This is a genomic window from Priestia taiwanensis (genome assembly GCF_014638355.1).
GTDB classification, from domain to species: domain Bacteria; phylum Bacillota; class Bacilli; order Bacillales; family Bacillaceae_G; genus Priestia_D; species Priestia_D taiwanensis.
The window spans coordinates 431,208-449,016 of record NZ_BMFK01000001.1; the positions used below are offsets into that span (position 1 = coordinate 431,208).

Sequence of the window (17,809 nt, forward strand, 5' to 3'; positions counted from 1 at the left end):
GCTTGAAACTTTCCACAATGAGATGATATCGTAAAGACACGACATCATGAGGAGAGTAGAAATGGAAAAGATAATTGATCATCTTGGCATTGCCGTTCGCGATATAAAGAGTAGTATTGCCTTTTATGAAAAAGTGTTAGGTGCGACATTAATTGAACATTATGTAAGTGAGGCACCCGGCGTGGAAAGTGAAGTTGCCATTATGGAGGTAAATGGTGACCGCATTGAGTTACTGGCACCGACGAATAATACGACATCGCCAATTGCTAGATTTTTAAAGCAAAAAGGAAAAGGTGTGCACCACGTTGCGTATCGTGTTGACGATTTAGATGTAGCATTAGAAGAGTTGAAAGAACAAGGTATTCGTACGTTAGAGCACACGTTACGCACGAACAAACACGGTAGACGATTAATTTATTTAAATCCTGCTGATACAGAAGGAACAATTATTGAATACTGTGATTATCCAGAAGAGAAGAAATAGAGCTTGGACATTCCAAGCTCTATTTTTTTATAGTGGTCGTACTTTAGGCCATTTTGCTTGCCAATTTTTTTGGATAAGTCGTTTTTCATAATGAGCGAGTAGTGCTGGGTCAGCTAGGAACGTAGGAGTGGGTCTAATGATGAAATGTAAGGTGTCTTTTATACCGTGTGGTGCGCTTAAATGTAACGTATTACTGTCATCTAGCGTTACTCCTAGTGCTGTTGCTGTCTCAGGAAATTGAGAAATCGCATCGACAGAAGATGTATAAGGAGGTAGTCCATTCACAAGATGCATACGAGCTTCATTCTTCACAGACCATGGAATACCTGGAAGTAGCGTATGTAACTGTTCTTCGTATTGCTTTTCTATCGATTCTTCTATATTAGTAGGATCAAAGTAAATAACATCTACATCAGGCGTAGATGTTCTGTCAGTAAAACCGTGCAGTGTGTCCCAAATCTTTGAACGGACAAAACCAGCACATACCCACCAGTCGGGTAAATGAAGTGATTGCGCTGTCGTTAGAACATCCATCATCCATTTGTCTTCCTGAATTAAGTGAAGTATATCTTGTTCATTTTTTATGCTCATTTTGTATCCCCCTTAATTAAATGGAACGTATATTCTTTAGTTTAACATACTAGAAAGAGGATTACAGAACATTTACATAGAATAAAGTGTAAAGAAAGGACGTGATAATGTGTCGAATGTAGAAAATCAAAAGTTAGTTGTGATTACTGGAGTGACGCAAGGATTAGGTCGTGCGATGGTTGATAGATTCTCAGAATTAGGTTGGATTGTTGCTGGGTGTGGTCGTTCTGTGGAGAAGATTGAACAAATAAAAAGAGAACTTTCTAATAAACATGATTTCCAAGTCGTGGACGTATCGAATGACCAGTCTGTACATACTTGGAGTGAAACAATTTTACAAAGATACGGTGCTCCGGATTTAATTATTAACAATGCTTCTATTATTAATAAAAATGCACCAATATGGGAAGTTACAGCGAAAGAATGGGAAACTGTCATGAATATTAACGTGAACGGAGTTGTACATGTGATTCGTTCATTTGTGCCAGCAATGATTAAAGTGAACCGAGGGACAATTATTAACATTAGCTCGGATTGGGGACGTAATGGGGAGGCAATGTTGGCTCCGTATTGCGCTTCGAAGTTTGCGGTAGAAGGATTGACACAATCGTTAGCATTAGAGTTACCGAAAGAAATAACAGTTGTCGCACTCGATCCAGGTGGTGGAATTAATACGGCAATGCTTCAGTCATCTGCACCTGAGTATGTAGGCGAGGCACCAAATCCTGAATCATGGTCAAAAGTTGCGGTGCCGTATATGTTGAGCCTAACGTCTGAATATAATGGGAAGTCGTTGACGTGTCCGGAGGTTAGATAAGGCTGGGGATAAATAATTAGCCGTCCAAACTAGAGAAGGTGAACTCCACAATTACGATCAAATGAAAAGGTAGGAAATATGTTACTTTCTTGTAGAGGAGGCTGATTGGCTAATGGATACAAATATGAAGAGAATGTTAGATTATGTAGAGGCACATATAACAGAGGATTTGTCATTAAGCAAGGTGGCAAAAGAACTTCACTTCTCACCTTATTACTGTTCTGTTATGTTCCACCGTTATTTTGGTGAAACGATGAAGAGTTATGTGCAGAGGCGTCGTATTCTTTGTGCAACGAAGGAATTGGAAGGGACGAATAACAGAATAATAGATATTGCAATGAAATATGGTTATTCATCACAAGAGTCATTTTCAAGAGCATTTTCCCGTACGATTGGTATGTCTCCGAAACGGTTTCGTGACAAACCGCTTCCTTTTGCTGTATATGAGAAATATAAACCAATGGAGGAGGAAGTAGGAGTGAAAAACGAAACAATTACGAATATACACCGTCACCTTGAAAAGGAGTATCCGCTAAAAACATTACATATTTTAAATGGTTTGTGTATGTTGGAGTCTTTTCAACAACATCACTTAATGAGCGAAACAGCTACGTATCTTCCATTTAATGAGGCCATGTGTTGGGGAGAAGTAAGCGAAGTAATCTTCTCACCTGAATTTATCCAAGCAAGAACCGATTCCCTTAAATCGACAGAGGCTGAGTATAAAAAGATTGTGATGGAGCCATTGAAGCCGTTGTTTGAGGAACAGTTTGGCATTATCGTACTATGGTTCGGTGACGATATGTTCTGCCAAATGAACCTTATTACCATTCTTGCGTATTTGGAGCAAATTCAGTTTGAAGGCGATGTATTCTTTTGTATGGTACGAGAGCAAACAGATAGTATGTTACCAGATGCAGTGGAAATGAAGATAGAGGGATATAACGATATTTATAATACTATTATTTGTCAGCAAAAAGCATATAATGGAGCATTGCTTCCTGTTACATACCAAGCAATGAACTTATATCTTAGTTATCAAGAAGAAAAAAGTGAGATTATCCGTTATATCAAAAAGAACCTTCATAAGGAGAATCTTGTGAGAGAATTGCTTACGTTATTCCCACAGTACGGACTTGGAGATTTGCAGTATGAATGGATGATTGAAGCAATAGAGACGGAAGAAAAAAGAAAAGTATTATAAAGCTATATGTATGATGCAATGAACTAATGAGGTTTTAAACATTTGTCAAAAAGCTGAAACATCCATTATGTACTAAATAATGGATATTTCAGCTTTTTATACTTTCCTATACACCTTTATTCCAAATATATATGAAATTATCATGATTAACACCATCCAACCAATTGAAAGCCACAAATCATTTCCGGTAGGTTGTGAATTAAATAGATTTCTGATGGTTTGAATAATTGGTGTCATAGGTTGATTTTCTGCGAAGAGTCGAACTATCTTTGGCATTCCATCTACAGGAACGAATGCAGAACTGACAAAAAGCATCATTAATAAGATGTAGGAAAAGGAACCTGCTCCTTCCATACTTCCAGCAGCCAATCCAAAAGGTACGGAAAGCCATGTTATTGTAAAAGAAAAAAGAATAATCATTATCCCTACAAGAAGCCACTCGAAGAATGTTGCATTACTTCTAAAGCCAGCTAGAATTCCTACTAACAATACACAAATAGTTGAAACTAACATGAAGACAACTGATGCGAACACCTGACCACCTAGTACAGATGATTTTGAGATAGGCATTGACTTAAATCTGTCAAACATTCCTGATGATTTATCTATATTAATCCGTAACGATGTATAGGCTGAACTGGTTGCGATTGTCATTAATAAGATTCCTGGAAGGATATAATTAATATATTCCTCTTGGGACAATCCTTGGATTTTGATAGCTCCTCCAAATATATAAACTATCCCTAACAGCATCATAATTGGCATAGCAATAACGGTGATAAGAGTGTCAATACTTCGCGTATTATGTTTAATAATTCTATTGGCAAGGGTGAGAGTATCACTAACATGTTGTTTGATTTTCATGATTATCTTCCTTTCGTCAGTGTCATAAATACATCATCAAGGGTTGGCGTAATCATTTTGAACGTCTTGAGTTCAATTTGTTTGGTTGTTAAAGCATTCAACACGTTTAAAGTCGTCGAGATATCTTCTGTTAAATCAATGGAAACCTCACAAAGATCTTTTTTTACAGGTGAATATGATTCTAAAAGTTTTAAAGCCAACTCGGCATCTAGATTCCGATTAAATATAAGTAAGAGCTTATCATCTCCTGCAATGCGCTTCATTTCATCCGGGGTTCCAGTAGCAACAATTTTTCCATCACGTAAAAAGCCAATCTGATCAGCTAAATAATCTGCTTCCTCTAAGTATTGGGTGGTTAAGAAAATTGTTTTCCCCTGTGACTTCATTTCTTTAATTGAATCCCAAAGATCTTGCCTGCTTTTTGGATCTAGTCCTGTAGTAGGTTCATCTAAAAAAATGATTTCTGGATTCCCAACTAAACTCATGGCTAAGTCAAGGCGCCGCCGCATTCCTCCTGAATATGTTGAAACAGCTTTATTTTTTGCTTCAGTCAGTTCAAATTTATCTAATAGATTCTCGGCAACAATTCTTGGGTTGCGCTCATGTCTCAATTTTGCAATCAATTTTAGGTTTTCGTATCCAGTGAGTACACCGTCAACAGTGGCATGTTGTGAACTAAAACTAAAAAGTTCTTGGGCTGCAGTAGGATTGTTAGCTACATTGATTGTATTAATTGTTACTGTTCCTCCGTCACTGTTAAGTAAGCCGGTAATTATTTTTAATAAGGTACTTTTCCCAGCACCATTTGCCCCTAATAAGGCATAAATGGAACCTTGCTTCACATTGATATTAACATCTTTTAAAACTTCATTCCCTTTAAAGTTCTTTTTTACATGTTTGATTTCTATAACAGAAGAATTCATGCCGCGCTCCTCCTTTATTCAATAGAATCCCTTAATGTATTTCTTTGTTTGTCAATCCATGTTTCTTCTGGAAACTCAGCTAGGAAGGAATCGGCAAATTCTGCTAGGTCATTTCCTACTACTTCTCGGATGCTCAATCCATCACTGACACTGTTCTCAAGCATCTCTAAAATATTTTTTAAAACGGCTAACATACCGGACCCTTTAGCAAAGTTCCACATATAATTTTCAATTGCTTTCATCGCCTTTTTGTGTTCTTCAGGTAATTCATTCACTCTTTTTTTGTATGCGCGATATTCTCGTTTTTCTTGAATCATTTTTTTAAACATCTTTTTGCTCCTTTATCTCATTCATTTTTTCTTTTAAGAATGACCATCTTTCCCAAAAATCACGTAATTCTTGTTTTCCTTTAGTGTTTAGTGTATAGAATTTCCTTGCAGGCCCGAGTTCAGATTTTTTTTTCTCAATCTCCACGAGGCCCTTTTTTTCAATTCGAACAAGAATGGTATAGACAGTACCTTCTACAATATCTTCGAAACCTAACTCATTTAGATACTTGGTTATTTCGTAACCATACGTTTCACCAGTTTGTATTTTTTGAAGAACCATTCCTTCAAGTACTCCTTTAAGCATTTCAGTTAAATCTTTCATATATCCTCCTCGTCACTACTTAGCATCACTTAGTACCACTATATAGTATTACAGAGTAGTTGGAGATGTCAAACTTTTTTCAAATTATTTTTAGGTTATAAATACTTTAAAATGTTTTATATGGGTATGGGCTATTAGTGATTAAATGATTAATTGGTAATCATTCATATAGCCTAATTTTTAGATGGATGTACTGCTTGTATCTAACTTAATTTTATGTGGAAATTAAAACGGCATTACCGTGCTGCGTTATAATCTTTTAAGGATATATCTAGGTTATTCGTTATTATAAAAGAGTAAGGTTTACATAATTTGTTCATTAAGAAGGTATGTCGATATAAGAGGTTGAAAGTATATGGTAAATATAACTAGCTATGATGAAATTGATACTTTAATAATGAAGGAGGGATAGGGTGAAGGAACTGTATATAAAGCAAAAGGTATTTAGTCTAAGTGAAAAATTCACGGTGAAGAATCAACATGAGGAAGATGTTTATTACGTAGAGGGGAGTTTTATGAAATTCCCAAAGACGTTCTCCATTATGAATACAATGGGAGATGAAGTCGCGCTTATTACGAAAAAGGTATTCACTTTTTTACCGAAGTTTCTTGTTGAAGTGAATGGCCAAGAGGTGCTATCAATTAAGAAGGAGTTTTCCTTCTTTAAAGCTCGTTATACGATTGATGCGGAAGGTATAGAGGTGCGTGGTAGCTGGTGGGATATGGACTTTCAAGTGTTACAGCACGGTGAAGTTATCGGGGAAGTAAGCAAAAAATGGTTCACTTGGGGGGATAGTTACAACGTTCAAATATTCGATGAGAAAATGGACGTTATCATGCTTGCGTTAGTTGTTGCGATTGATTGTGTGAAGGCTGACGAACAAGCTGCTGCTTCTGTAACGTCAACACCTACGATATAATTGTACAATCACACCAAAAAGAGCAGGGATTCGGAATGGATGCCCTGCTTTTTATAATGGAAGATGAATTGCTTTCCTTGACAATTTCTTTCTTAAAGCATTAAGTTGAAATGAATAAATAAGGAAGTAATTCATAAGGGGATAGGGAAATGCATAAAACGATTCAACAGAAATTAGTAAAAATAGAAGAAAGATATCATGTGAAGATTTTGTATGCTGTTGAGTCTGGAAGTAGGGCATGGGGATTTCCTTCAAAAGATAGTGATTACGATGTTCGCTTTATTTATGTTCATCGACCAGAGTGGTATCTTTCGATTGATCAACAAGGGATTGGAACGAAGCGAGATGTCATTGAAGAACCGATTAATGATTTATTGGATATAAGTGGTTGGGAAATTACGAAAGCATTGCGCTTGTTTAGGAAAAACAATCCACCATTATTAGAATGGTTAAGAAGTGATATTGTCTATTATCAAAAATATGCCTTTGTTGATAACATGCGCGCGTTGGAATCAGATGTATTTTATCCAAGTTCGATGTTGTACCATTATTTAAACATGGCGAAAAAGAATTATCGTGAGTACTTACAAGGTGCAGAAGTGAAAATCAAGAAATACTTTTATGTTCTGCGTCCATTATTAGCTTGTAAATGGATAGAGAAATACAACACAACACCGCCAATTAGCTTCCATGAATTATTGGAAGACATTGTTCCAGAAGGTACATTAAAAACAGAAATTGACAATCTTTTAAAACGAAAGATGATAGGCGATGAATTAGATTTAGAGCCCCGCGTCAATGTAATTAATGAGTTTGTTGAACATGAAATGGCACGACTCGAAGAATATGCTAAATCACTTAAAGTAGAAGTGAAGGACCCAACAAAAATGTTAGATGAATTGTTTAGAGGTACATTACAGGAAGTTTGGGGATAATTCGGTTGTTGTGTACATAATTACGGTGGAAATAGGATAGAAGTCAGTGAAGTATGTATTGATGTAAAAGTCGATACATACTTTTTTATTTACTAAATTTGAGATAAAATCATAATAAATAGCAATAAAGTTTAACAAAATACAACAAAATACATTTACAATATGAATGGTGTGCAATATAATGTGTATACAAATGAAAGATAAAAAGGATTGATACTGATGGACGAAAAATTTTATACAATTGATCAAATTGCAGACATATTAGGTATGCACCATAAAACGATACGCAAATTTATAACAGAAGGTAAGCTTCGAGCTAATAAAGTTGGTAAGCAATGGAGAATAGCCGGACACGATTTAAGTGTTTTTATGGAACATAACAATGTGAACGTTAGTCATAAAAACGAAGTGGAAAGTGAGGGGATTGAATTTTCTACAAGTGAAATAGGCATGAAGAGTCGAGTTGATAAGGTGGAAATAGCTACGGTTGTAGATATTCATGATGTGGATATCGATGAAAGTAGCAGAATATCAAATATGCTTTTAGCAGTAATGAATAGTAAAGATGCTAAACTAAGCAATTCAACTATTAATGTTAAATATTATCAAAGCGAAAGAAATGTAAAAGTGATGTTGTGGGGAGATCTGGAGTTCACAAAAGTAATGTTGGACTGTATCGAGATGCTGACAGAAAATAAGAGAAAGTAGGAGAAAGCATGAATTATCAAATGGTAGAGAAAGCAAATAAAAGATACATTGAAATGAAACAGCCAATTACGTGTGAGTCTGACGTGTTGGATATTATCGGTATTTGTTTTTCGAATGATGTTAACTTATTAGTATTTCGAGAAGAAGTATTTACAGAAGACTTTATTGATTTGAAGACAGGTCTAGCAGGTATCATGTTACAAAAGTTTATGAATTACCATATAAAAGTTGCGGCTATGATAGAAGACCAAAATAAAGTGCAAGGAAGATTTAGAGAATTACTGTATGAATTAAACAAAGCAAAGGATTTTCGAGTATTTACGAATCTTGCGGATGCGGAAGAGTGGATTTTGACTGTTAAATAGCCAGGTGGTGTAATAAATGCGAGTTGCTTTTAAATCGGCAGAAGGGCAAAAAGAGATTTTAAGCTACTATGAATCATTAGTTGAAAAGTCGTCGGTTCCTCATGAAAAAATTATAATTGATACACGTTATGGAAAGACATTTATAATGGATAGTGGAAAAGAAGATTTGCCGCCACTTATTTTACTTCATGGTAGTGGGATGAATTCTGTTATGTGGGTACATGAGCTGGTGAAGTATGCACGTCATTATCGAGTATATGCGGTGGATATGCCTGGGGAACCGGGAAGAAGTAGTGTCACTCAATTGCCATTTGAGGGTGATGATTTTACCAATTGGCTTTACAATATTTTTGATGTTTTATCAATAGAAACAGCAAGTATTGTCGGTATTTCATTAGGTGCATGGTTAGGTACAAAATTTTCTATTAAATATCCACCAAAGGTAAATAAATTGGTTTTACTTTGTCCAGCAGGTATAGGTCCTCAGAAAAAGTCTTTTATGTTTAAATCCCTTTTTTATATGCTAGCAGGAGAAAAAGGAATAGAGAAATTATACTATAGGATAAATGGTGATAAACATATACCAAAGGAAATATTAACGTATCAAAAGTTAATCACAAAACATTTTAACTTTAGAAAAGAAACGATTCCTCTATTCTCAGACGATGAATTACGCAAATTAACAATATCGGTCGCCTTATTTGTAGGAGCAAAAGATATTATGATTCATTCTGCCAAGACGGCAAAACGCCTAAAGTCATTGGTAGAGTATGCTACTATAAACGTACTTCCAGATGAAGGGCATTCTCTTGTTAATCAGGGAGAGGCGATTAGAGAGTTTTTAAATGAGACGTGTATATAGAAGGTAGAAAAAGCCGCTAGGAGATAATTTCTTGAAGCGGCTTTGTTTCTAGTTTTCTAACAGTTCGAATTTCAACACGGTCGTTTGCGGTGGGTCGGATTCTTGTATCATATCATACCAGACTTTTACCTTTACACCTGTAACTAGTGCACTACTGTCAATTCCGTCATGAAAGCCTATAAAGATACGTTCGTTATATGTATGAATGATTTCTTGTAGAGTAAACGCTTCTAAGTCTTTCTTGTTTACATTGTTACCTTGTATAAGAAGAATTTTCCCGTTTTTCAGGACGATATAACCCGTTAATGTTTTGAAGTCACTCATTTTCATATAATCTGCTACGGGTTCTTCTTTATTCGTACATCCAAATAAACTAAGGAGTAAGACGAGACAACCTACTAGGACTAGGACGTTCACCCGCTTCATATTTTTCCCTCCAGTTAAGATAAGTTGGTGCCTTTCTTAAACATTTATTGTTTGTATATTCGTTATGTAGTTAGGCCATTCCTTTTAATGATGGGAAAGTAAGAGATGGTTATAAGGAGACGTTGCAAGTTTATTTATTGATTTACTTTTGTACAGGAAGATATGGTAAGTATACAATGTACATGTCCTATTCTTAGTGTAGGGAAGGACGGAAAAGACATGGAGAAAATAGCAGTAGGAGAAGTATTTGCAACTACGGATGAGACTGAACAAGAGCAAGAGATAGAAGTCTTCTTCCGTGTAGAAGATGGAGGGTTGTCATACATAGAAAGTGACGAGGAGTTTGATAAAGTATCAACATCATTCGATAGAATGATGGATGAACAAGTATATGAATGAAGCAGGAAAGATTATAGTGTCTCTCCTGCTTTTTATTAATTATTCACTAACAAGGGAAACATCATATTCTCTACTAAGGTCCGCACCCATCTTCATAGCTTCGTCCTTTGTTAATTTTGATGCGACAATTTCACAGTTACATTGTGGTAGTCTCATCGCTGCTCCCCCTTCAAGTGCATGCCATCTATAACTAGAATCACAACACTTTCTTACTACAAAATAATCATTCATTTGATAAACAGCAATGCAATGAAGCTTATCATCCATCTGGAATCTCCCCCTTATAGATAGTAATATAAAAGATATTCAACATTTTACATATTTCTCCTTTTTTTGTTTGTTGAAATCGCGATTATTTTAATGAATAAAGTCATATTTTCGGTTTATATGCTATTTTTTTGTATATTCATTTGCTTTTTTGTAGGAAGATATGGTAAGTATACAGTGTACATATTCTATTTTGAGTGTAGAAAGGATGGGAAAGACATGGAGAAAATAGAAGTAGGCGAAGTATTTACAATTGCAGATGAGAATGATCAAGAGCAAGAGGTAGAAGTGCTAGGGGTCATGGAAGTCGAAGGTACAGAATATATTGCGGTTGGTTTCGTAGAAGAACTGCAAGAAGAGACAGAGGAAGACTTAAACGTGTTCTTCTTCCGTGTAGAAGAAGACGGCGAATTCTCATACATTGAGAGTGATGATGAGTTTGACAAAGTATCTACTGCATTCGACGCAGTATTTGAAGAGCAACAATAAGGCTTGTCCGATGAAAGAGAGGAGATATGTGTATCTCCTCTTTTTTTATGGGGGTGCAATTCGTCATGATTCGGAAGAAGTTTTTAAGATAATGGAAAACATTGCTTTGATATCAATCATCTTAGTAAATTGTAACAAAAGTAAAAAAATGTATGTACATTTCCAGTTTTAGGTGATAGACTGTTAATCGTTGTTTTGTAGAAAAAGTTATTGCAACAAAAGAGGAGAGAATGAAGGATGAAGAAATTATTAGTAGCAATGATGGTAGCAGTATTACCACTTGGTGTATTGGCTGGTTGTACGAAGCCTGCTCCAACAGATACAGTGAAGGAATTTTTAACTGCAGTACAAAAAGGTGATTATGAAAAGGCACGTACATTTGTAGAAGATACAGATAATGGATTTGAGTTCAGCAAAATGACAGAAACAAAAGATGGCATTAGCGGGGAAGAAATGTTCAAGGCTATCACGAAGAATTATAAATTTAAAGATCCGGTAGAAGTATCGAATACGGATGATGCAGCAGAAGTGAAAGTGGAGATTACATCAGTAGATATGGCATCAGCGATGACGAAGACACTCGCAGAAATAATGCCTGTGGCGCTTGCTAGTGCATTTAGTGAAAATAAAGAAGAGTCAGAGAAGAAGATGGAAGAGTTAACAGCAACAACAATTATGAAACACATAACAGCTGACGATGCAGCGACAGCAACTCGTGAAGTAACATTGAATGTAAAGAAAGATAAAGATGGTAATTACAAGATTGTAGCTAATGAAGAGCTAGGAGAAGCGTTATTAGCAAAGTCAAAAGAACTAGAAAACAAACTTAAACAAAATTAATATAAGTGGCCCTTATTCGTCTAGATGCGAGTAAGGGCTGTTTTTTATGTACGATAAAATGTTATCCCTTTTGTAGCGAATTTTTGTAGTCCATCACGAATATGAATGAATGGGTAAGCAGCGAAGCGCTACAAAATACATAGGTAAGGAAGTGGATAAACGGTGTTAAATCTTTTGTTCGATTCGACAGCTTAGATACACATCAAAGAGGAGGAGAATGAAGGGTGAGAAGTATGAAGAAAATAGGATTTTTTCTTGTTATAGTTGGGTTATTTATTGGTGTTTTCGCAGGGTGTTCAAATAATACTAGTCCGAGTTCGGTTCCAAAGGATACGGTGGACGGATTTTTAACGGCTATTCAAAAAGGTGATTATGAAAAAGCCCGCACATTTGTCGAGGGTACAGAGAGTGGCTTTAAGTTAGATGACATGACAAAGACGGTAGATGGTGTTGACGGAAAAGAAATAATGGATGCGGTAACGAAACAATATAAATTTGAGAATATAACAGAAGTATCGAATAAAGATAACAAAGCGGAAGTGAAAGTAAAGATTACATCTGTTGACTTTGCACATGCATTAGGTAAAACAGTTGGTGATGTTATGGCGATGACGATGGCAGATGCAATGAGTGGAAGCAAGCAGCCATCTGAAAAAGAAATGGAAGAAAAAGTATTAAAAGAGCTTATTAAAAACTTAAGTGAGACAGGTGCAAAGACGGTTACTCGCGAAGTAACATTAACACTCAACAAAGATAAGGACGGGAACTTTAAAATTGTTTCAAATGATCAATTAGGGGAAGTTATATTGGCAAATTGGAAAGAGTTAGACAAAGTATTTGCGAAGTAAATAACGAAACACCCTTTCAACATATGAAAGGGTGTTTCGTCTATTGTTTTTTATGGACTAACTTTCGCAATGCTATTTCTAATGGGCCTTGTAGATTTTTTCTTTCTAGTATAGTTGCTAATAGAATAGAAAGTATCCAAACAGCCACAGCAAGTAAAGCCGAAAAGCCATTACTGACACGTCCGCCTAAATTAAGTGCTACTGGTGATAAGAATAAAACAAGTAATGCCTCATTCCAAACAAAGAATGTTAAGGAACGTTTTCCTAAAGCAATGAGCGCAAGACTAAAGCATCCAGGGTTTTTCAATCTTGCGCCGATGATACCGAAGATAGCTGCATAAGCAAATCCTCCCGCAATACCGGTTAAAATATGCAATGCTTGTACGACACCAGCTACAAATAATGAGGGATACCATGCAGTTCCTAATAAGATTAATGGTAATGCCCCTAATAAGGAAATCGCTAATCCTATAATTGAAATGAAAGAAAGTGTTTTGATATGTTTCTCTGGTTTTGTTAATAGCTCATAGTTGGCCATCCACATCCCGAGTAAAATGGAAGGAAGAACTGGGAACATGAGATGGATAAATACAGGGATAACAGGAAAGATAAATAACCGTATAAACATTGTATTTACATACGTATCTTGAGCTGAAACATCTGGAGCAAATCCGTAACTTCCGGTCGACTGCATAATGAATCCCCATACTACCGGAAGAAAAATAGCATATAGCGACGTCATAATAAGAAACGTCCGACTCCATGTTTTCTTATTACGTAGTAATAATGAGCTGACGAGAAGCCCTGATATTCCGTAAGCCATAAGAATATCTTGACCGCCAATAAATACTGCCAGCATACCTCCAAACAGAATTAAGTACCACGAACGTCGTTTTATCGTTTTTACGGCATCTTCTTCTTTTTTTCCTTTTGAAAGTTGACTTTTATAGGATAAAACTAACCCGTATCCGAATAAAATCGCAAACATTGCCCTTGCTCTGTTATCAATAATAAGCATGCCGAAGAGGTTCACGAGTTGATCCCAAATGTCCGTACTAGCAACCCGGTGCATAATTCCAGGTTCGTTCATATACAAGTATAAGGGTGCATGGGCGAGTGCGATGAGTAGCAGCATGGCACCTCGTGCTATATCTAATGAATAAGCACGTTTTGTCCTTCTTGTTGTTTCGGTGTTTGATGAAATGGACATATATGACTTTTCTCCTTTTTTATTTATGTGTATAAAAAATTGATTGTTTGATTAAATTTTAGTTCGTGTGAAAAGTTTTGTCAATTAGAGAATGAATCGAGAGGGGATTTTTATTATTTTTTGCTTTTCTTAAACACCAAGAGGCTGTAGGTGAAAAGTGTCAAATCGCGATAGATGGAAGCCTTTTCAGCATGATTTGGATACTACCGTGTAGCAGAACGAGTTTATTAATTCAAGAGTGTTATTAGATAAACGACTATGTTATCTTATTTGTAAGACCTTATTGAACATATTGTTATTTTGGTCATTTTATTTTCTGATAGTACAAGCAATAGGTACGCTTGTGCTAGAGAAGTTAACAAGTATACATAATAGGGGGAGTTTACGACATAGTTTGTACACTAGCATATTGAATAGTATTACTAGGAATAAAGAGAGTACTATCACAATTTGAATAAAAGATTAAAAGTTTGATTAATAGTGTGCAGGAGTTAATGAATCGATAATGTAACGAACAGAATGTTTACTTATTACTTGGAGGGATATACATGAGTCGTTTAAATGGAAAAGTAGCAATTATTACTGGAGCAGCAATGGGAATGGGGGCATCAGAAGCAAAGCTTTTTGTGAAAGAAGGAGCAAAAGTCATTGCTACAGATGTTCAGATGGAGGCATTGAACGAAGTAGTACAAGAGATCGTAGCCAACGGTGGCGAAGCTATTGCGATGAAACACGATGTAGTATCTGAAGAAGAATGGGAAGCTGTCATTGCAGAAGCAGTAAACACATACGGGAAAGTAGACGTTCTTGTGAATAATGCAGGTATTTCTTCCCCTAAAACAATGGAGAACATGGAAATGGATGAATGGAATCGTATTATGGACATCAATTTAAACGGTTCTGTTCTCGGTATGAAATATGTTGTGCCAGAAATGCAAAAGGTTGGAGGAGGATCTATCATTAACATTTCTTCCATCGGTGGTATTGTTGGGATGGCAGGTACAAGCCCTTACACAGCTGCTAAAGGTGCGCTTCGTGTATTATCCAAATCTGCCGCGGTAGAGTATGGAAAAGATAGAATTCGAGTGAATTCATTACATCCAGGCATTATTGTCACACCGATGATCCAGCCGACATTGGAACAAGGTGGAGCCCTACCATACTATAAAGCTTACACACAACTTCCATACTTTGGCAAGCCAGACGATATCGCATACGGTGCACTTTTCTTAGCCTCTGATGAGTCTCGTTTCATGACGGGATCTGAATTAGTTATTGATGGTGGATGGACTGCTTTATAGATAGAAAGGAACCCCCTTGGGTGAATCAAGGGGGTTTTTGTGCGATTTTGGATTGACCTCAGGACCTCCACCCTGTCAAGGTGGACACCTTCAGCTAGTGGTAACGGTCAATCAATATGAAATACCCCTTATACTTCAAGCCAAAATATAGGCTAGATTCACGACTTCTGTTTTCCTTCGATGTGTAACGGTAGGCATTTGTTCTCCATATAGTAAATGCAGGGGGCACGATGGGAAGGCGACGTTGTTTGTATAGACATTGCTTTTTATGAACGTGCGTTACACTTTTTACATGAAGGAGTTTTCATATGTATCCGCCACAGTTTAATAGGAGTCCGTTTCCACCGTTTCATCCGTTGTCTCGGATGGATCATCGTTTTGGCCATCATGAAAATCCTCAATTACAATCGATGTTTCAACCGTATCATGGGCCATCGATGTTTGGAGGATATCCTAGCAATACATTTTCGATACCAAATATGTTTGGTGGAGAAATGCAGGGGATGCAGGGATTCGGATCGCCATTTCAATCGTTTCCAAGTCATGGAACACCGATGGATATGACGTATAGTTCGTCTCCATTCAGAGGGGATATGTACGGCTGTCCACCGCAGCAACCTTGTATGCAGCCACAACCTTATTACCAACCGCAAAGCTATGTACAACCACAACAAGTAAGCCCAGTAGCAGAACTGCCGATGCAGCAACCAATTACGGCGCCGCCGCCACCACCAGAACCGATTGCGGTATCACCGATGGAATCGAAACCAGTACCACAGTTACAACCACTTACAACACCAACGCCACCACCACTTACAGCGCCAGCTACGGAAGGACCGGTTCCGACACAAATAAAGGTATACAGCATTGAAGGGAAATTGACAGAAGCAACGTATAAGACACCGGAGAAAGAACAGCCAGTTGTACAGCCGATACAACAGCCTGCACAGCAACCAGCGCAAGAACCGTGCCAAGTAATTACGCAACCAATTGTACAACAGCCGATTTACCAGCCAACGTGTCCACAATGTATGGAAATTATTCAACCGCAATATATGCCGTGTGGGTGTGGAATGCGTACCCGTGTAAAGCGTATGAAGCCGGTAGAAGTGGAAGTAGAAGTAGTAGAAGAGGATAGAGAAGTTGTGTTACAAGAGACGTTAGATGAAATAAAAAACAGTATTAAGCAGTTGAAGAACATGCAAAAAGCATTTCGAGCAACTAGCGATAATGAGGGCAGTTAGTGTATGAACTAGCTGCTTTTTTTTCTATTATTATCATCATAAAAAAAGACCAACCGAATACGATTCATTGATCGTACTCGGTTGGTTTGTGGTTTTTACAGATTACATTTGTTTAGCAGTATCCGTATCCGCCGCCATATCCGCCGCAGCCTGAATACCAACTAGCACCTACGATAATAAGAAGAATAAACAATACTACTATTAGGGCAAAGCCATTTCCATGATGATGGTGATGCCCATGTCCGCGATTATCAGAACCCATTTCTTATCACACCTCCGAATAAAATATGTTAAAGCAAGGGAGTTTTACCATGGTTAATGATAAGATATGCGGAAACTGTATTTATGTATGGGCGAATGAACAGTTTTTTGCGTATCTTCAAATAGGTAAAGCCTATTCTTTCATGAGATGCTTGGACAAACATGTATGTTTTTGTCCATTATGAAGATGAATGAATAATATCACGTAATGCCGCGTCAAGGTCTGTATATTCAAATGTGAAATTACTCTTCACAAATCGGTCTGGAATACAGTTTCGACCAGTAAGTGCTAGACCTGGATCGGCTCGCATAATTAAGTATGCTCCTAATTTCACAAATGGAGTGGGAGCAGGTGGCGACCATCCTTTTCCTAATGAGGTACGAACAGCTTTCATAAATACTTTATTCGTGACCGGGGTAGGGCCTGTTGCGTTATATACACCCGAGATTGTATCATCTTCGATGGCTGTTCGGAACATGTTGTTTAAATCGTCAATGTGTATCCAGCTTATATATTGTTTGCCAGAACCAATTGTTCCACCTAAATAGAGAGAGGCTAATTTCACTAATGGCTCTAGTGCACCGCCGTTCTTTCCTAAGGCGAAGCCGATACGTAGTAATGATTTTCGTGTATTCGGTAATTCTTTCTCGAAGAATACTTTCTCCCACTGTTGACACACTTCCACGGAGAATCCTGTTCCATGTGGTGCTTCTTCATCACAAAGCGATGTCGTGTCTCCGTAGATAGCGAGTGAACCTGCTTGCACGAAGACAGGAGGTGGATTTTCACTTTGTAGAATGGCTTCTTGCAGGACGCTGACAGAGCGTAATCGCGACTCTACAATTTCTTCGCGGTTTTTCTGGGTGTAGATGCAGTTAACGCTTTTTCCTGTGAAGTTGACAACGGCGTCGCAACCATCGATTTCTGCTTTCCAATCCCCTAATGTTTCGCCGTCCCAGTGAACGTATTTTATCTTTCCTTTCACTGTAGAGCTGCCTCTTGTTAAAATAACAATTTCGTATCCAAAAGCTTGTAAGTATTCGGCTAATGATCGCCCGAGAAACCCTGAGCCGCCTGGAAGAACTATCTTCTTCATGGATAACACTTCCTTTATATCTATATTTTCACTACATGTATATTGTAAACTATATATCTATTATTAGAAAAGTAATTGACATTATGTTGATGTCTACATATAC

24 protein-coding genes are annotated in these 17,809 nt (G+C 37.2%); 14 read left to right on the plus strand and 10 right to left on the minus strand.

The genetic code is table 11. The features are described 5' to 3' along the window. Nucleotides 1-61 precede the first annotated feature (61 nt). Nucleotides 62-484 carry a VOC family protein gene (locus IEV41_RS02200; RefSeq protein WP_188386813.1) on the plus strand — a complete coding sequence of 141 codons (423 nt, stop codon included), beginning with the start codon at nucleotides 62-64 and terminating at the stop codon, nucleotides 482-484. A 27-nt stretch (nucleotides 485-511) separates the two neighbouring features. Here the strand turns inward: IEV41_RS02200 and IEV41_RS02205 are convergent, their stop codons facing one another. Next, on the minus strand, nucleotides 512-1,075 hold the full coding sequence (locus IEV41_RS02205) for a nucleotidyltransferase family protein (protein WP_188386814.1): 564 nt from the start codon (nucleotides 1,073-1,075) through the stop codon (nucleotides 512-514). A gap of 109 nt (nucleotides 1,076-1,184) precedes the next feature. Between IEV41_RS02205 and IEV41_RS02210 the strand changes: the two genes are divergently transcribed. After that, entirely contained in the window at nucleotides 1,185-1,892 is a 708-nt protein-coding gene (locus IEV41_RS02210; RefSeq protein WP_188386815.1) for an SDR family oxidoreductase, read from the plus strand. Between the two features lie 112 nt (nucleotides 1,893-2,004). Continuing rightward, a complete protein-coding gene (locus IEV41_RS02215) occupies nucleotides 2,005-3,096 on the plus strand; it encodes a helix-turn-helix transcriptional regulator (RefSeq protein ID WP_188386816.1) in 1,092 nt (363 codons plus the stop codon). Between the two features lie 96 nt (nucleotides 3,097-3,192). On the opposite strand, the gene IEV41_RS02220 is transcribed toward IEV41_RS02215, so the two are convergent. The 4 genes from IEV41_RS02220 to IEV41_RS02235 are packed head-to-tail and all read right to left on the minus strand — an operon-like array spanning nucleotide 3,193 to nucleotide 5,534. Further along, nucleotides 3,193-3,960, minus strand: coding sequence for an ABC transporter permease (locus tag IEV41_RS02220; protein WP_188386817.1), 768 nt, complete (start codon nucleotides 3,958-3,960; stop codon nucleotides 3,193-3,195). Between the two features lie 2 nt (nucleotides 3,961-3,962). Continuing rightward, nucleotides 3,963-4,883 (minus strand): ABC transporter ATP-binding protein, encoded by a 921-nt coding sequence (locus IEV41_RS02225; RefSeq protein ID WP_188386818.1) that lies wholly within the window; start codon nucleotides 4,881-4,883, stop codon nucleotides 3,963-3,965. A gap of 14 nt (nucleotides 4,884-4,897) precedes the next feature. Further along, entirely contained in the window at nucleotides 4,898-5,212 is a 315-nt protein-coding gene (locus IEV41_RS02230; protein WP_188386819.1) for a DUF1048 domain-containing protein, read from the minus strand. Continuing rightward, a complete protein-coding gene (locus tag IEV41_RS02235) occupies nucleotides 5,205-5,534 on the minus strand; it encodes a PadR family transcriptional regulator (RefSeq protein ID WP_188386820.1) in 330 nt (109 codons plus the stop codon). Before IEV41_RS02235 ends, IEV41_RS02230 begins: the two co-directional genes overlap by 8 nt. A gap of 413 nt (nucleotides 5,535-5,947) precedes the next feature. On the opposite strand from IEV41_RS02235, the gene IEV41_RS02240 reads away from it, so the two are divergent. From IEV41_RS02240 to IEV41_RS02260, 5 genes are all read left to right on the plus strand, one after another. Then, the gene (locus tag IEV41_RS02240; RefSeq protein ID WP_188386821.1) at nucleotides 5,948-6,454 is read left to right on the plus strand and encodes an LURP-one-related/scramblase family protein; all 507 of its coding nucleotides are present in this window, start codon (nucleotides 5,948-5,950) and stop codon (nucleotides 6,452-6,454) included. A 149-nt stretch (nucleotides 6,455-6,603) separates the two neighbouring features. After that, complete coding sequence (locus IEV41_RS02245; protein WP_188386822.1) at nucleotides 6,604-7,389, plus strand: nucleotidyltransferase domain-containing protein; 786 nt, start codon at nucleotides 6,604-6,606, stop codon at nucleotides 7,387-7,389. Nucleotides 7,390-7,608: 219 nt separating this feature from the next. Beyond that, the gene (locus IEV41_RS02250; RefSeq protein WP_188386823.1) at nucleotides 7,609-8,097 is read left to right on the plus strand and encodes a helix-turn-helix domain-containing protein; all 489 of its coding nucleotides are present in this window, start codon (nucleotides 7,609-7,611) and stop codon (nucleotides 8,095-8,097) included. Nucleotides 8,098-8,105: 8 nt separating this feature from the next. Beyond that, nucleotides 8,106-8,462: a DUF4180 domain-containing protein gene (locus IEV41_RS02255; protein ID WP_188386824.1), complete on the plus strand. Its 357-nt coding sequence runs from the start codon at nucleotides 8,106-8,108 to the stop codon at nucleotides 8,460-8,462. Between the two features lie 16 nt (nucleotides 8,463-8,478). After that, entirely contained in the window at nucleotides 8,479-9,324 is an 846-nt protein-coding gene (locus IEV41_RS02260) for an alpha/beta fold hydrolase (RefSeq protein ID WP_188386825.1), read from the plus strand. A 48-nt stretch (nucleotides 9,325-9,372) separates the two neighbouring features. Here the strand turns inward: IEV41_RS02260 and IEV41_RS02265 are convergent, their stop codons facing one another. Then, the gene (locus tag IEV41_RS02265; RefSeq protein ID WP_188386826.1) at nucleotides 9,373-9,750 is read right to left on the minus strand and encodes a DUF3221 domain-containing protein; all 378 of its coding nucleotides are present in this window, start codon (nucleotides 9,748-9,750) and stop codon (nucleotides 9,373-9,375) included. A gap of 219 nt (nucleotides 9,751-9,969) precedes the next feature. On the opposite strand from IEV41_RS02265, the gene IEV41_RS02270 reads away from it, so the two are divergent. Continuing rightward, nucleotides 9,970-10,149, plus strand: coding sequence for a DUF1292 domain-containing protein (locus IEV41_RS02270; protein ID WP_188386827.1), 180 nt, complete (start codon nucleotides 9,970-9,972; stop codon nucleotides 10,147-10,149). Between the two features lie 39 nt (nucleotides 10,150-10,188). On the opposite strand, the gene IEV41_RS02275 is transcribed toward IEV41_RS02270, so the two are convergent. After that, complete coding sequence (locus IEV41_RS02275) at nucleotides 10,189-10,416, minus strand: hypothetical protein (RefSeq protein WP_188386828.1); 228 nt, start codon at nucleotides 10,414-10,416, stop codon at nucleotides 10,189-10,191. Nucleotides 10,417-10,635: 219 nt separating this feature from the next. Here IEV41_RS02275 and IEV41_RS02280 point away from each other — a divergent pair, with 219 nt between their 5' ends. The 3 genes from IEV41_RS02280 to IEV41_RS02290 all read left to right on the plus strand — a co-directional run bounded on the left by IEV41_RS02280 (nucleotide 10,636) and on the right by IEV41_RS02290 (nucleotide 12,593). Further along, complete coding sequence (locus IEV41_RS02280) at nucleotides 10,636-10,905, plus strand: DUF1292 domain-containing protein (RefSeq protein WP_188386829.1); 270 nt, start codon at nucleotides 10,636-10,638, stop codon at nucleotides 10,903-10,905. Nucleotides 10,906-11,142: 237 nt separating this feature from the next. Then, nucleotides 11,143-11,745 carry a hypothetical protein gene (locus IEV41_RS02285; RefSeq protein ID WP_229722115.1) on the plus strand — a complete coding sequence of 201 codons (603 nt, stop codon included), beginning with the start codon at nucleotides 11,143-11,145 and terminating at the stop codon, nucleotides 11,743-11,745. A gap of 224 nt (nucleotides 11,746-11,969) precedes the next feature. Continuing rightward, entirely contained in the window at nucleotides 11,970-12,593 is a 624-nt protein-coding gene (locus tag IEV41_RS02290) for a hypothetical protein (RefSeq protein ID WP_188386830.1), read from the plus strand. Nucleotides 12,594-12,633: 40 nt separating this feature from the next. On the opposite strand, the gene IEV41_RS02295 is transcribed toward IEV41_RS02290, so the two are convergent. Next, entirely contained in the window at nucleotides 12,634-13,803 is a 1,170-nt protein-coding gene (locus IEV41_RS02295; protein ID WP_188386831.1) for a DUF418 domain-containing protein, read from the minus strand. 548 nt (nucleotides 13,804-14,351) lie between these two features. Between IEV41_RS02295 and IEV41_RS02300 the strand changes: the two genes are divergently transcribed. Further along, complete coding sequence (locus IEV41_RS02300; protein ID WP_188386832.1) at nucleotides 14,352-15,104, plus strand: glucose 1-dehydrogenase; 753 nt, start codon at nucleotides 14,352-14,354, stop codon at nucleotides 15,102-15,104. A 308-nt stretch (nucleotides 15,105-15,412) separates the two neighbouring features. Further along, on the plus strand, nucleotides 15,413-16,348 hold the full coding sequence (locus tag IEV41_RS02305; RefSeq protein WP_188386833.1) for a hypothetical protein: 936 nt from the start codon (nucleotides 15,413-15,415) through the stop codon (nucleotides 16,346-16,348). Between the two features lie 112 nt (nucleotides 16,349-16,460). On the opposite strand, the gene IEV41_RS02310 is transcribed toward IEV41_RS02305, so the two are convergent. Both IEV41_RS02310 and IEV41_RS02315 read right to left on the minus strand, forming a co-directional pair. Beyond that, on the minus strand, nucleotides 16,461-16,610 hold the full coding sequence (locus tag IEV41_RS02310; RefSeq protein WP_188386834.1) for a YjcZ family sporulation protein: 150 nt from the start codon (nucleotides 16,608-16,610) through the stop codon (nucleotides 16,461-16,463). A 178-nt stretch (nucleotides 16,611-16,788) separates the two neighbouring features. Further along, complete coding sequence (locus tag IEV41_RS02315; protein ID WP_188386835.1) at nucleotides 16,789-17,706, minus strand: TIGR01777 family oxidoreductase; 918 nt, start codon at nucleotides 17,704-17,706, stop codon at nucleotides 16,789-16,791. Between the last annotated feature and the right edge of the window lie 103 nt (nucleotides 17,707-17,809).

Bases quoted from the DNA above. Each gene is read 5' to 3' on its own strand.
- IEV41_RS02280 (WP_188386829.1), top strand. From the start codon at position 10,636: ATGGAGAAAATAGAAGTAGGCGAAGTATTTACAATTGCAGATGAGAAT.
- IEV41_RS02305 (WP_188386833.1), top strand. From the start codon at position 15,413: ATGTATCCGCCACAGTTTAATAGGAGTCCGTTTCCACCGTTTCATCCG.
- IEV41_RS02200 (WP_188386813.1), top strand. From the start codon at position 62: ATGGAAAAGATAATTGATCATCTTGGCATTGCCGTTCGCGATATAAAG.
- IEV41_RS02300 (WP_188386832.1), top strand. From the start codon at position 14,352: ATGAGTCGTTTAAATGGAAAAGTAGCAATTATTACTGGAGCAGCAATG.
- IEV41_RS02205 (WP_188386814.1), bottom strand. From the start codon at position 1,075: ATGAGCATAAAAAATGAACAAGATATACTTCACTTAATTCAGGAAGAC.
- IEV41_RS02310 (WP_188386834.1), bottom strand. From the start codon at position 16,610: ATGGGTTCTGATAATCGCGGACATGGGCATCACCATCATCATGGAAAT.
- IEV41_RS02295 (WP_188386831.1), bottom strand. From the start codon at position 13,803: ATGTCCATTTCATCAAACACCGAAACAACAAGAAGGACAAAACGTGCT.
- IEV41_RS02230 (WP_188386819.1), bottom strand. From the start codon at position 5,212: ATGTTTAAAAAAATGATTCAAGAAAAACGAGAATATCGCGCATACAAA.
- IEV41_RS02275 (WP_188386828.1), bottom strand. From the start codon at position 10,416: ATGGATGATAAGCTTCATTGCATTGCTGTTTATCAAATGAATGATTAT.
- IEV41_RS02260 (WP_188386825.1), top strand. From the start codon at position 8,479: ATGCGAGTTGCTTTTAAATCGGCAGAAGGGCAAAAAGAGATTTTAAGC.
- IEV41_RS02250 (WP_188386823.1), top strand. From the start codon at position 7,609: ATGGACGAAAAATTTTATACAATTGATCAAATTGCAGACATATTAGGT.
- IEV41_RS02265 (WP_188386826.1), bottom strand. From the start codon at position 9,750: ATGAAGCGGGTGAACGTCCTAGTCCTAGTAGGTTGTCTCGTCTTACTC.
- IEV41_RS02315 (WP_188386835.1), bottom strand. From the start codon at position 17,706: ATGAAGAAGATAGTTCTTCCAGGCGGCTCAGGGTTTCTCGGGCGATCA.
- IEV41_RS02215 (WP_188386816.1), top strand. From the start codon at position 2,005: ATGGATACAAATATGAAGAGAATGTTAGATTATGTAGAGGCACATATA.
- IEV41_RS02270 (WP_188386827.1), top strand. From the start codon at position 9,970: ATGGAGAAAATAGCAGTAGGAGAAGTATTTGCAACTACGGATGAGACT.
- IEV41_RS02225 (WP_188386818.1), bottom strand. From the start codon at position 4,883: ATGAATTCTTCTGTTATAGAAATCAAACATGTAAAAAAGAACTTTAAA.
- IEV41_RS02220 (WP_188386817.1), bottom strand. From the start codon at position 3,960: ATGAAAATCAAACAACATGTTAGTGATACTCTCACCCTTGCCAATAGA.
- IEV41_RS02255 (WP_188386824.1), top strand. From the start codon at position 8,106: ATGAATTATCAAATGGTAGAGAAAGCAAATAAAAGATACATTGAAATG.
- IEV41_RS02245 (WP_188386822.1), top strand. From the start codon at position 6,604: ATGCATAAAACGATTCAACAGAAATTAGTAAAAATAGAAGAAAGATAT.
- IEV41_RS02285 (WP_229722115.1), top strand. From the start codon at position 11,143: ATGAAGAAATTATTAGTAGCAATGATGGTAGCAGTATTACCACTTGGT.
- IEV41_RS02235 (WP_188386820.1), bottom strand. From the start codon at position 5,534: ATGAAAGATTTAACTGAAATGCTTAAAGGAGTACTTGAAGGAATGGTT.